14 protein-coding genes are annotated in these 10,786 nt (G+C 68.5%); 10 read left to right on the top strand and 4 right to left on the bottom strand.

The window, feature by feature from the left end:
• Positions 1-55: 55 nt before the first annotated feature.
• Positions 56-754 (bottom strand): transcriptional repressor LexA, encoded by a 699-nt coding sequence (lexA, locus tag EAO79_RS15375; protein ID WP_071262299.1) that lies wholly within the window; start codon positions 752-754, stop codon positions 56-58.
• Positions 755-1,025: 271 nt separating this feature from the next.
• On the opposite strand from lexA, the gene EAO79_RS15370 reads away from it, so the two are divergent.
• From EAO79_RS15370 to EAO79_RS15360, 3 genes are all read left to right on the top strand, one after another.
• Complete coding sequence (locus EAO79_RS15370; RefSeq protein ID WP_079002676.1) at positions 1,026-1,418, top strand: LysM peptidoglycan-binding domain-containing protein; 393 nt, start codon at positions 1,026-1,028, stop codon at positions 1,416-1,418.
• A gap of 89 nt (positions 1,419-1,507) precedes the next feature.
• Positions 1,508-2,968 carry an amino acid permease gene (locus EAO79_RS15365; protein WP_124769503.1) on the top strand — a complete coding sequence of 487 codons (1,461 nt, stop codon included), beginning with the start codon at positions 1,508-1,510 and terminating at the stop codon, positions 2,966-2,968.
• A 31-nt stretch (positions 2,969-2,999) separates the two neighbouring features.
• Complete coding sequence (locus tag EAO79_RS15360) at positions 3,000-4,079, top strand: histidinol-phosphate transaminase (protein ID WP_124769502.1); 1,080 nt, start codon at positions 3,000-3,002, stop codon at positions 4,077-4,079.
• A gap of 34 nt (positions 4,080-4,113) precedes the next feature.
• On the opposite strand, the gene sufU is transcribed toward EAO79_RS15360, so the two are convergent.
• Together sufU and EAO79_RS15350 are read right to left on the bottom strand one after the other, a co-directional pair.
• Positions 4,114-4,551, bottom strand: coding sequence for a Fe-S cluster assembly sulfur transfer protein SufU (sufU, locus tag EAO79_RS15355; protein WP_079707072.1), 438 nt, complete (start codon positions 4,549-4,551; stop codon positions 4,114-4,116).
• Positions 4,548-5,855 (bottom strand): SufS family cysteine desulfurase, encoded by a 1,308-nt coding sequence (locus EAO79_RS15350; RefSeq protein ID WP_124769501.1) that lies wholly within the window; start codon positions 5,853-5,855, stop codon positions 4,548-4,550. Before EAO79_RS15350 ends, sufU begins: the two co-directional genes overlap by 4 nt.
• Before the next feature lie 110 nt (positions 5,856-5,965).
• On the opposite strand from EAO79_RS15350, the gene hisB reads away from it, so the two are divergent.
• The 4 genes from hisB to EAO79_RS15330 all read left to right on the top strand — a co-directional run bounded on the left by hisB (position 5,966) and on the right by EAO79_RS15330 (position 8,849).
• Positions 5,966-6,574, top strand: coding sequence for an imidazoleglycerol-phosphate dehydratase HisB (gene hisB / locus EAO79_RS15345; RefSeq protein WP_079707070.1), 609 nt, complete (start codon positions 5,966-5,968; stop codon positions 6,572-6,574).
• Positions 6,571-7,206 carry an imidazole glycerol phosphate synthase subunit HisH gene (gene hisH, locus EAO79_RS15340; protein WP_124769500.1) on the top strand — a complete coding sequence of 212 codons (636 nt, stop codon included), beginning with the start codon at positions 6,571-6,573 and terminating at the stop codon, positions 7,204-7,206. Before hisB ends, hisH begins: the two co-directional genes overlap by 4 nt.
• An 85-nt stretch (positions 7,207-7,291) precedes the next feature.
• Positions 7,292-8,038, top strand: coding sequence for a bifunctional 1-(5-phosphoribosyl)-5-((5-phosphoribosylamino)methylideneamino)imidazole-4-carboxamide isomerase/phosphoribosylanthranilate isomerase PriA (gene priA, locus EAO79_RS15335; RefSeq protein ID WP_079707068.1), 747 nt, complete (start codon positions 7,292-7,294; stop codon positions 8,036-8,038).
• Positions 8,022-8,849 carry an SseB family protein gene (locus EAO79_RS15330; RefSeq protein ID WP_124769499.1) on the top strand — a complete coding sequence of 276 codons (828 nt, stop codon included), beginning with the start codon at positions 8,022-8,024 and terminating at the stop codon, positions 8,847-8,849. The genes priA and EAO79_RS15330 overlap by 17 nt, the downstream gene beginning before the upstream one ends.
• Positions 8,850-8,876: 27 nt before the next feature.
• Here EAO79_RS15330 and EAO79_RS15325 read toward each other — a convergent pair whose 3' ends face one another.
• Positions 8,877-9,248: a DUF1844 domain-containing protein gene (locus tag EAO79_RS15325; protein WP_056012072.1), complete on the bottom strand. Its 372-nt coding sequence runs from the start codon at positions 9,246-9,248 to the stop codon at positions 8,877-8,879.
• Positions 9,249-9,478: 230 nt separating this feature from the next.
• On the opposite strand from EAO79_RS15325, the gene infC reads away from it, so the two are divergent.
• From infC to rplT, 3 genes are read left to right on the top strand one after another with little or no spacing between them, the layout of a single operon-like run.
• The gene (infC, locus tag EAO79_RS15320) at positions 9,479-10,144 is read left to right on the top strand and encodes a translation initiation factor IF-3 (protein WP_194719021.1); all 666 of its coding nucleotides are present in this window, start codon (positions 9,479-9,481) and stop codon (positions 10,142-10,144) included.
• 15 nt (positions 10,145-10,159) lie between these two features.
• Complete coding sequence (gene rpmI / locus EAO79_RS15315) at positions 10,160-10,354, top strand: 50S ribosomal protein L35 (protein ID WP_056012069.1); 195 nt, start codon at positions 10,160-10,162, stop codon at positions 10,352-10,354.
• Between the two features lie 27 nt (positions 10,355-10,381).
• On the top strand, positions 10,382-10,768 hold the full coding sequence (gene rplT, locus EAO79_RS15310; RefSeq protein WP_064294422.1) for a 50S ribosomal protein L20: 387 nt from the start codon (positions 10,382-10,384) through the stop codon (positions 10,766-10,768).
• The last annotated feature ends 18 nt before the right edge of the window (positions 10,769-10,786 follow it).

Below are 10,786 nucleotides of genomic sequence, written 5' to 3'. Positions count from 1 at the left end.
GGACGATCCACGGATCGTCCCGGCCCTCGTCGGTGTCGCGGAATGGTCCGGTCGGTCAGACCGTCCGGAGCACGGCGACGACCTTGCCGAGGACTTCGGCGTGGTCGCCGAGGATCGGTTCGAAGGCCGAGTTCCGGGGGAGCAGCCAGGTGTGACCGTCGCGCTGGCGGAACACCTTCACGGTCGCCTCCTCGTCGAGCATCGCCGCGACGATCTCGCCGTTCTCAGCGGTCTTCTGCTCGCGGATGACGACCCAGTCGCCGTCGCAGATCGCGGCGTCGACCATCGAGTCGCCGACGACCTTCAGCATGAACAGACTGCCCTTGCCGACCAGCTGGCGGGGCAGGGGGAAGATCTCCTCGACCTGCTGCTCGGCCGTGATCGGGATGCCGGCGGCGATGCGACCGACGAGCGGGACCATGGCGGCGTCGCCGACCGGGGGAGCGGAGTCGGGATCGCTGCCCTCGACGGCGCTCGGCAGGTCGATGAGCACCTCGATGGCGCGGGGACGGTTGGGATCGCGTCGGAGGTATCCGCTGAGTTCGAGCTGTCCGAGTTGGTGCGTGACACTCGACAGGGAGGCGAGCCCGACGGCGTCGCCGATCTCGCGCATGCTCGGCGGATATCCGCGCTGTGAGACCGAACGCTGGATGACGTCGAGGATCGCCAGCTGCTTGTCGCTCAGGCTCTTCCGTCGCCGGGTGCCGCCGATCTGGCGTTCCCGGGCTCCGTCGCCCGCCGTGTTCGCTGCCATCTTCGCTCCTGCCCTGATCGGCTGTCGGTGACCGATGTCGGTGGGTGGTGGTGTACTGCTTCCAACACTCGAAACTGTATCCGCACCAGCTCGTCCAGACAAACATCTGTTCGAGCGTGTCGCCGATCCCGCGCGTCTCAGGTACGAAGACAGGGTTGAGTATTCGAACAATCGAAGATATATTCGGAACACAGGTTCGTATCCGGCACTCCTGGTCGAGTGTCGGGTACGAGTCCTCATCACACGATGAGCACACTCTTGGAGGGTTGACATGAGCGCAGCACTGATCGGGTCCCACCGGGCGCTTCCCGCACGGACGGCGCAGGTACCGACGTCAGACGCACCGTCCACACGCCGACTCCGCCTGACGAAGCGAGGTCGCGTCGTCTTCACCACGCTCGCCGCCATCCCGCTGGTCATCGGTGTCGCGGTCGTCGGACTCTCCGCAGGCGGTGCCGCGGCCAACACGGCGGCGGCGGGAGCCACGTTCACGTACATCACGGTCGACCCGGGCGAGTCGCTCTGGCAGCTGGCCGAGTCCATCGCACCCGACGCCGACCCGCGCGACGTCATCGCCGAGATCATGAACCTCAACCAGCTCAGCACCGCCGGTGTCGAGCCCGGGCAGCGCCTGGCGATCCCGCAGCGGTACGCGGCCGAGTAGGCCGACAATCGGCGGGTCACTCCGCACTGGTTCTCAGCTATCGTCGATGGCGCGGTGCAACGACGCCCGCAGCATCGTCGGAGGCAAGCATGAGTACAGACGATCGGAGCCGCTCGCTGCTCCGGAAGAAGCCGATCGCGGAGATCGAGGATGAGACCTCCGGTTCGAAGCTGTTCAAGAGCCTCGGGCTCTGGCAACTCACGGCCATCGGGGTCGGCGGCATCATCGGGGTGGGGATCTTCTCACTTGCCGGACTCGTCGCTCATGGGAGCGAGACCTCGCCCGCTGTGGGGCCGGCCGTCCTCTTCTCGTTCCTGATCGCGGGTCTCGCCTCCGCGGCCGCAGCCTTGTCGTACGCGGAGTTCGCCGGCATGATCCCGAGAGCCGGGTCCGCCTACACCTACGGGTATGTGGCGCTCGGCGAGATCATCGGCTGGTTCATCGGCTGGGACCTGTTGCTCGAGTACATCGCGATCGTCGCGGTGGTCGCGATCGGGATCTCCGGCTACTTCGACGCCTTCCTGTCCGGCATCGGGATCCACATGCCGGCCTGGATGACCTCGACCGCCGACGAGGGGAAGGGCGGCCTCGTCAATCTCCCCGCCATCTTCGTCTGTCTCCTCGTGACCTTCATCCTGAGCCGCGGGACGAAGGCCTTCGGTCGATTCGAGCTCGTCGCGGTCGGGATCAAGGTCCTGCTCATCCTGTTCATCATCGGCCTCGGTGTCTTCTATATCGACGGTGAGAACTACGACCCGTTCCTCCCCAGCGGGTTCGGGCCGGTGTTCGCCGGTGCCGCGACGGTCTTCTTCGCAGTCTTCGGATACGACGCGATGAGTACGGCGGCCGAGGAGGCGAAGGACGGCAAGAAGCACATGCCGAAGGCGATCATCCTCTCCCTCATCATCGCCATGCTCCTGTACGTCGCGGCCACCCTCGTGCTGACCGGCATGCAGAACTACACCGACATCGACCCCACTGCCGGGTTCGCATCGGCGTTCCAGAGCGTCGGCCTGCCCGTGGTGGCGACGATCATCTCCGTGTTCGCCGTCCTGTCGATCCTCACCGTGATGCTGACGTTCCTGTTGGGCGTCACCCGCGTCTGGTTCTCGATGAGTCGCGACGGTCTCCTTCCGCGGTGGTTCTCGCGCACGGATCGGCGAGGTGTGCCGCAGCGGGTGACCTGGATCGCCGGCGGCGCGGCAGCCGTCTTCGCCGGGGTGTTCCCGATCAAGCAGGTCGCCGACCTCACGAACATCGGCATCCTGGCCGCCTTCATCGTGGTCTGCGTGTCGGTGATCGTGTTCCGGTACACGAAGCCGGACGAGCCCCGCTCCTTCCGGTTGCCGTTGATGCCGTTCGTCCCGGCGTTCGGCGTCCTGGCGTCCGGCTTCCTGATCCTGCAGTTGCACTGGGAGACCTGGCTGCGGTTCGGGGTCTGGCTCGTGGTCGGTCTCATCGTGTACTTCGCCTACGGGCGACGCCACTCGCTGTTGAACCCGGCGAGCCCCCGGCACGAGGTCCTTCGTCGGGAGCATCAGGCGGAGTGAGTGCGCCGGTCGGAGTGGCTAGCATTGTGGAGTGACCGCTCTCGACGACCTCCCCATCCGCGACGACCTCCGAGGACAGCGCCCGTACGGCGCTCCCCAGGCCCTGGTGCCGGTGGCGCTCAACGTGAACGAGAACACGCACCCGATCCCCGAGGCGGTCGCGCACGACATCGTCGCCTCGCTCGCCTCCGCGGTCCTCACGGTGAACCGGTACCCCGATCGCGAGTTCACGGAACTCCGGGAGGCGCTGGCGGGATACCTGGGTCACGGGGTGGTCCCGGAGCAGATCTGGGCGGGGAACGGGTCGAACGAGGTGCTCCAGCACATCCTGCAGGCCTTCGGTGGTCCCGGGCGATCGCTCCTCGGGTTCACGCCGACGTACTCGATGTATCCGCTCCTGGCCGCCGGCGTCGGCACCAGGTGGATCCCCGCGACGCGCGACGCCGAGTTCGAGCTCTCGCCCGAGACCGCCGCCCGTCAGGTGGCCGAGGCGGATCCCGACCTCGTGTTCCTCTGCTCGCCCAACAACCCCACCGGAACACCGTTGTCGCTCGAGACCGTCACCGCGGTGTACGAGGCCTCGCGGGGCATGGTGATCGTCGACGAAGCGTATGCGGAGTTCGCTCCTGACGACGAGGCGAGCGCGCTCACGCTGTTGGAGGGGCGTCCTCGCCTGATCGTCTCCAGGACGATGAGCAAGGCCTTCGCCTTCGCCGGGGTCCGTCTCGGGTACCTCGCCGCCGACCCCGCGGTCGTCGACGCACTGAGACTCGTCCGGCTCCCGTACCACCTGAGCGCCCTGACGCAGGCGGCCGCGACCGCCGCGCTGCGGCACGCCGACGAGATGCTGGCGATGGTCGACGACATCCGGACGCAGCGCGATCGCCTCGTCGTCGAGCTCGGGCGTCTCGGCTACGACTCGAAGCGGAGCGGATCCAACTTCGTCCTGTTCGGCGGCGTCGCCGATCCGCACGCGGCGTTCGAGGCGCTCTTGGCGCGGGGGATCCTCATCCGTGACGTGGGCATCCCGAACCACCTGCGCGTGACCGCGGGCACCGAAGCGGAGACGACCGCGTTCCTCGAGGCCCTGGCGGCGATCAGCCCCGCCTGACCAGCCCTCGGCCGGGCGGAGGTGGGGCGCCTGCTCACGGCAGGCGGGAGATGGCCTCTTCGGCTGCGACCCAGGGGAGCATGGCGCATTTCACGCGGGCGATGTAGCGCGAGACGCCACTGAACGCCGCGGCGTCTCCGAACCGTTCCTCGTCGAACTCGAGCGTGCCCCGCGAGCGGATGACCGTGCGGAACTCGTCGACCAGGGCCTGGAGCTCGGACGGCGTGAGGCCTGCTGCGAGGTCGCTCAGGCAGGAGCTCGACGCCTGCGAGATCGAGCAGCCGTGCCCCTCCCAGGCGATCGGTGCGAGACGACCGTCGGGCCCGGGATGGAGCTGCAGGGTGACCTCGTCGCCGCAGGTGGGGTTGAGCTGGTGCGACTCGGCGGCGGGCGCGTCCCGCAACCCGAAGCCGTGGCGCTGGCGGGCGTGGTCGAGGATGAGCTCCTGGTAGAGGCTCTCCAGGCCGCTCATCGGGACACCCCGAAGAACGGACCGACCAGGGTGGCCGCGTGGAGGAAGGCGTCGATCTCGGCCTCCGTCGTGTAGAGGTAGCTGCTGGCGCGGGTGGACGCGGTGAGTCCCAACCGGCGGTGGAGTGGTTGCGCGCAATGGTGACCGACGCGGACCGCGATGCCCCGGTCGTCGAAGAACTGACCCACGTCGTGGGCGTGCACACCGGCGAGGTCGAAGCTCGCCAGCCCGGCGCGAGGCGTCCCGGGTGGCGGCCCGATGAGCGTGACGCCGGGGATGGCAGCGAGTCCGGCTGCGAGACGCTGTCCGTAGGCCGCCTCGGTGGCGTGGACACGGTCCATGCCGACCGCTTGCAGGAACCGGACGGCGCTCGCGAGGGCGATCGCCTGCGACACCGGCTGGGTCCCGGCCTCGAACCGTTGCGGAGCGGGCAGGAAGTCGGCGCCGTCGAGTGTGACGGTCGTGATCATCGACCCGCCGGTGAGGAAGGGGGGAAGGGCGTCGAGCAGCCGGCGGCGACCCCACAGGGCCCCGATGCCGTTCGGACCGAGCATCTTGTGGCCGGAGAACACGAGGAAGTCGACGCCGAGGGACGCGACGTCGACGGGCAGGTGCGGCACGGACTGGCAGGCGTCGAGCACGGTCAGCGCGCCGACGCGTTCGGCGAGGGCGACGAGCTCGGAGACCGGCGCGATCGCCCCGGTGACGTTGGACACGTGCGCGAAGGCGATGATGCGCGTGCGTTCGCCGATGATGTCGTCCACGGCGTCCAAGCGCAGCACGCCGTGGTCGTCGACCGGGAGGTGACGGAGGGTCGCACCGGTACGTGCGGCGAGTTGCTGCCAGGGGATGAGGTTCGCGTGGTGTTCGAGTTCCGTCACGACGATCTCGTCGCCTGGACCGAGTCGGAACCGCTCGGCGGCAGCACCACCGAGGCCGGCGCTCGCATTCCCGATGGCCCCGGCGATGAGGTTGAGGGCTGCGGTCGCGCCGGAGGTCCAGACGAGTTCCCGCTCGTCGGCACCGATGAACGCGGCGACCGTGGCGCGAGCGTCCTCGAAGAGCTCCGTCGCCTCGGCGGCCAGGAGGTGGGCGCCACGGTGGACGGCGGCGTTCTGGTGCGTCGCGTAGTCACGCTCCGCGTCGATGACCTCGATCGGGCGTTGCGAAGTGGCTCCGGAGTCCAGATAGACGAGCGGGTGTCCGTTCATCTCCCGGGCGAGGATCGGGAACCGTTCACGGAGAGCGGCGATCTCCGTCGCGTCGAGTGGGACGGCCGGGGCGATGCTGGGTGTGGAAGTCATGACCTCTCAACGATAGGCGTCGGCACGGCCTGGTGCAGCCGCATGACGCGACGATGCCCACCCGTCGACACGCGGCGTGCAGCGGCGGTGCGCTCGATACACTGGATCCCATGACCACCCAGCAGCGCACGGCCCGGATCCAGCGCGCGACGAGCGAGTCCAGCATCGAGCTGGAGTTGAACCTCGACGGCACCGGCACGAGCAGCATCGAGACCTCCGTCCCGTTCTACAACCACCTGCTCACGGCCTTCGCGAAGCACTCGCTGACTGACCTGACCGTCCGTGCGACGGGCGATGTCGACATCGACGTCCACCACACGGTCGAGGACGTCGGTATCGTCCTGGGCCAGGCGATCCGTCAGGCGCTCGGCGACAAGGCCGGCATCTCGCGATACGGGGACGCGCTGGTCCCGCTCGACGAGGCCCTCGTGCAGGCCGTGGTCGACATCTCCGGCCGTCCGTACCTCGTGCACGGCGGGGAACCGGCCGGATTCGAGTTCCACCTCATCGGCGGGCACTTCACGGGTTCGATGGTGCGTCACGTCTTCGAGGCGATCACCTTCAACGCGGGCCTCACCGTGCACGTGAACGTCCTCGGCGGTCGCGATCCGCACCACATCGCCGAAGCGGAGTTCAAGGCGTTCGCGCGGGCCTTCCGGCAGGCGAAGGCGTTCGACCCCCTGGTCCAGGGCATCCCGTCGACGAAGGGCGCGCTGTGAGCGCACGCCCGTCGGTGGTCGTCCTCGACTACGGCTCCGGCAACGTGCACTCCGCGGTCAAGGCCCTCGAGCTCGCCGGCGCCGACGTCGTGCTGACGGGTGATCGCCAGGCCGCCCAGGCCGCCGACGGTCTCGTGGTGCCAGGGGTCGGCGCCTTCGACGCGGTGATCGGCGCCCTCCGTTCCTCGCACGGCGACGAGGTCATCGACCGCCGTCTCGCAGGAGGCCGTCCGGTCCTCGGCATCTGCGTCGGGATGCAGGTGATGTTCGAGCGCGGCTTGGAGCGCGGTTCCGAGGCCGACGGCCTGGGGGAGTGGCCGGGAGCGGTCACAGAACTCGAGGCGCCCGTCCTGCCGCACATGGGCTGGAACACGGTGTCGCCGGACGCGGGGTCCGTGCTCTTCGACGGCCTCGCCGACGAACGCTTCTACTTCGTCCACTCCTATGCCGCACAGCAGTGGACCCTCGAGGTCATGCCGCCGTTCCCAGAGCCACGCCTCACCTGGGCGACCCACGGCGTGCCGTTCCTCGCGGCCGTCGAGAACGGTCCGTTGTCGGCGACGCAGTTCCACCCGGAGAAGTCGGGCGACGCCGGTATCCGCCTGCTGACCAACTGGCTCGGCACCCTGTAGCCGACTAGGATCAGGTGCTTGTGCCACGAGGCATGCTGTGCGCCGGGAACCGAGGGGCTCGCAGCTCCCGAAGAGACGGTGGATCATGAACGAGTTCAACACGACGGCCGGACTGACGCTGCTCCCCGCGATCGACATCGTGGACGGCAAGGCCGTCCGGTTGACGCGCGGCGAGGCCGGTTCGGAGACGAACTACGGTGAGCCCGTCGACGCGGCCCTGGACTGGGCCCGTCAGGGGGCGGAGTGGATCCACCTCGTCGATCTCGACGCCGCGTTCGGCCGTGGCGACAACCGGTCGATCATCCGCAAGGTCATCTCGAAGGCGCGCGGCGTCAACATCGAGCTGTCGGGCGGCATCCGCGACGACGCCTCCCTCGAGCAGGCGCTCGAGACGGGCGTCGCACGCGTCAACCTCGGGACCGCGGCGCTCGAGAACCCCGAGTGGGCCGCGAGTGTCATCGCCCAGTACGGCGAGGCGATCGCGGTCGGCCTCGATGTCCGTGGCACGACGCTCGCCGCTCGCGGCTGGACGCAGGACGCCGGCGACCTGTGGACGGTCCTCGACCGTCTCGAGGAGGCGGGCTGCGCACGCTACGTCGTGACGGACGTCACGAAGGACGGCACGATGCAGGGGCCGAACATCGAACTGCTCCGACAGGTGCTCGAGCGCACGGAGCGGCCGGTGGTGGCCTCCGGCGGCATCTCGAGCCTCGACGACCTGGTCGCGCTGCGCGAGCTGGTCCCCCTGGGGCTCGAGGGCGCCATCATCGGGAAGGCGCTCTACAACGGCGCGTTCACCCTGGCCGAGGCGCTGGATGTCTCCGGCCGCTGACGAATCCTCCGAGCCCGACCGGCACGGTCCGTCGGGCGGGCATGCCCACCATGCGGTGGGTGGTGCCGATTCGGCCGGCCAGCCCTGGGCCGGTCGGAGCTTCCAGCCGAACGCGAGTTCCGGTGACGACGGCAGCGCGCCCGAGCGGCTGATCGAGTCCCTCCGACGCTTCCGGACAGGCGAGGTCGGGGAGGCCGAGGTCGTCGACGCGTTCCGGGACTCCCGTCTGCTCATCCCGCTCGTGGCCCACCTCGGTGAGGCCGGCGAGAACGAGCACGGCCAGTTGGTCGACAAGTCGCAGGAGCTGTCCATCGTGACCGTGACCGGTCCGGACGGCCGCACCGTGCTCCCGGTGTTCAGCTCGGTGCAGGCGATGTCCGCCTGGAACCGGACGGCGAGGCCGATCCCGGCCGACGGCGTCCGGGTCGCCCTGGCGGCCGCGAGCGAGCAGACGGACGTCGTGGTCCTCGATCCGACGTCGAGCACCGAGTTCGCCGTACGCCGCCCCGCGCTGTGGGCGATCGCGCAGTCGCAGCCGTGGACGCCCAGCTTCGCGGACCCGCTGGTGCGCGACGCGTTCGAGCGGTCGATCGAGCAGGAGCTCGCGGTCGTGAGTGTGCGCCTGCGAGCCGGAGATCCTGAGGCGAAGCTCGCCGGATCCGAGCTCGTGGTCGAGCTCGGCCTGCTGCAGGGACTGACCCAGCAGGAGCTCGACGCAGTGCTCGCGCGGCTGGCTCAGCGCTGGGCCGCGGACGAGGTCATCGCGACGCGCGTCGACTCGCTCGCGGTGTCGCTCCGCCCCGCCGACTGATCGGCGAGGCGGAGCGCCGCGCTGCGATCAGGTGACCGGGCCGGTCCACTTCTCGCCGGGACCCTTGCCGATGGGATCCTGGATGGTGGACGCCTCCCGGAAGGCGAGCTGCAGGGATCGCAGGCCGTCGCGCAGCGACCGGGCGTGCATGTCGCTGATCTCCGGGGCGCCCGCGGTGATGAGCCCGGCGAGGGCGTTGATGAGCTTGCGGGCTTCGTCGAGGTCCGTCTGGGCGTCGGGGGCGTCCGCGAGGCCGCACTTGACCGCTGCGGCGCTCATGAGGTGCACGGCGGCGGTGGTGATGACCTCGACGGCGGGAACGTCGGCGATGTCCCGGGTGGCCTGATCGGCCCCTCCCGACTCGTCGTCGTGGTCGTACGGGCTGGTGGTGTTGTTCACGTGGATCCTCTGTTAGACTCGTGCGGTGCTCCGAGACATGTCTCGGTACGAAAGAGGAGATTCTCCCACCCGCGCTTGACCGCTTCACAAGGTTACCGGGTTGTCACGCTCCGCCTGTCGCTTCACCGCTTCGGGTCGTCGGGCGTGGTGCCTTCCGACAGGTGTTCTGAACACCGGCGGAGGGTACGGGTGTGTGGTGAACCGATTTCGTCGCGTCGCAGGTATCGGACCTGGTCGCGTGGCATCCCACCCAGTCAGAGGAGCTCCGCATCAGCGATCCCCGTACCAATGACCGTATCCGCGTCCCGGAGGTCCGACTCGTCGGTCCCGGCGGAGAACAGGTCGGCGTCGTCAAAATCGAGGTCGCCCTTCGCCTCGCGCAGGAAGCGGATCTCGACCTCGTCGAGGTCGCACCCAACTCCAAGCCGCCCGTCGCGAAGATCATGGACTACGGCAAGTTCAAGTACGAGGCTGCGCAGAAGGCCAAAGAGGCCCGGCGCAACCAGGCGAACACGATCCTCAAAGAGGTCCGGTTCCGCCTCAAGATCGATCAGCACGACTACGAGACCAAGCGCAAGCGCGCCGAGGGCTTCCTCAAGGCCGGTGACAAGGTGAAAGCCATGATCCAGTTCCGCGGCCGCGAGCAGTCCCGCCCAGAGCAGGGCGTCCGCCTGCTCCAGAAGTTCGCCGAGGACGTGTCCGAGTGGGGCACCGTCGAGTCCACCCCCATGGTCGACGGTCGCAACATGGTGATGGTCGTCGGTCCACTCAAGAACAAGTCCGAGGCGAAAGCCGAAGCCAACGCACAACGTGCGGCATCCAAGGCACGTCCGGCTGAAGCCGACGAAGCCGACGAGGCTGCTCCGGTGGAGTCATCCACCGACGAGAACCGATAAGAAACGAGGAATCCCATGCCGAAGCAGAAGACCCACTCCGGGGCCAAGAAGCGATTCAAGGTCACCGGCAGCGGCAAGCTGATGAAGCAGCAGGCCGGTATGCGACACAACCTGGAGAGCAAGTCCAGCCGTCGCACCCGTCGCCTGAACCAGGACCAGGTGCTGGCGCCCGCCGACGCCAAGGTCATGAAGAAGCTGCTCGGTCGCTAGACCGTTTACCCGTAAGGAACTAGGAACATGGCAAGAGTCAAAAGGGCGGTCAACGCTCACAAGAAGCGTCGCGTCATCCTCGAGCGCGCCGCCGGTTACCGCGGTCAGCGTTCGCGTCTGTACCGCAAGGCCAAGGAGCAGGTCACTCACTCCCTCGTCTACTCGTACCGCGACCGTCGTGCGCGCAAGGGTGACTTCCGTCGCCTCTGGATCCAGCGCATCAACGCGGCTTCGCGTGCCAACGGCATGACGTACAACCGCTTCATCCAGGGTCTCGGCCTCGCCGGGATCGAGGTCGACCGCCGTATCCTCGCGGACCTCGCGGTGCACGAGCCCGCCACCTTCGCGGCCCTCGTCGCGTCGGCCAAGGCCGCGCTGCCCGCCGACACCTCGGCGCCCAAGGTCTCCGCGTAGTCGGAAGCCCTGCGTCCG

Origin of the sequence: Plantibacter sp. PA-3-X8, from assembly GCF_003856975.1 — a bacterium.
GTDB classification, from domain to species: domain Bacteria; phylum Actinomycetota; class Actinomycetes; order Actinomycetales; family Microbacteriaceae; genus Plantibacter; species Plantibacter auratus.
Note: the sequence above shows the minus strand (reverse complement) of the source record. Positions and strands in the feature narration are given on the sequence as shown.

Bases quoted from the DNA above. Each gene is read 5' to 3' on its own strand.
- lexA (WP_071262299.1), bottom strand. From the start codon at position 754: ATGGCAGCGAACACGGCGGGCGACGGAGCCCGGGAACGCCAGATCGGC.
- EAO79_RS15370 (WP_079002676.1), top strand. From the start codon at position 1,026: ATGAGCGCAGCACTGATCGGGTCCCACCGGGCGCTTCCCGCACGGACG.
- EAO79_RS15365 (WP_124769503.1), top strand. From the start codon at position 1,508: ATGAGTACAGACGATCGGAGCCGCTCGCTGCTCCGGAAGAAGCCGATC.
- sufU (WP_079707072.1), bottom strand. From the start codon at position 4,551: ATGAGCGGCCTGGAGAGCCTCTACCAGGAGCTCATCCTCGACCACGCC.
- EAO79_RS15350 (WP_124769501.1), bottom strand. From the start codon at position 5,855: ATGACTTCCACACCCAGCATCGCCCCGGCCGTCCCACTCGACGCGACG.
- hisB (WP_079707070.1), top strand. From the start codon at position 5,966: ATGACCACCCAGCAGCGCACGGCCCGGATCCAGCGCGCGACGAGCGAG.
- priA (WP_079707068.1), top strand. From the start codon at position 7,292: ATGAACGAGTTCAACACGACGGCCGGACTGACGCTGCTCCCCGCGATC.
- EAO79_RS15330 (WP_124769499.1), top strand. From the start codon at position 8,022: ATGTCTCCGGCCGCTGACGAATCCTCCGAGCCCGACCGGCACGGTCCG.
- rpmI (WP_056012069.1), top strand. From the start codon at position 10,160: ATGCCGAAGCAGAAGACCCACTCCGGGGCCAAGAAGCGATTCAAGGTC.
- rplT (WP_064294422.1), top strand. From the start codon at position 10,382: ATGGCAAGAGTCAAAAGGGCGGTCAACGCTCACAAGAAGCGTCGCGTC.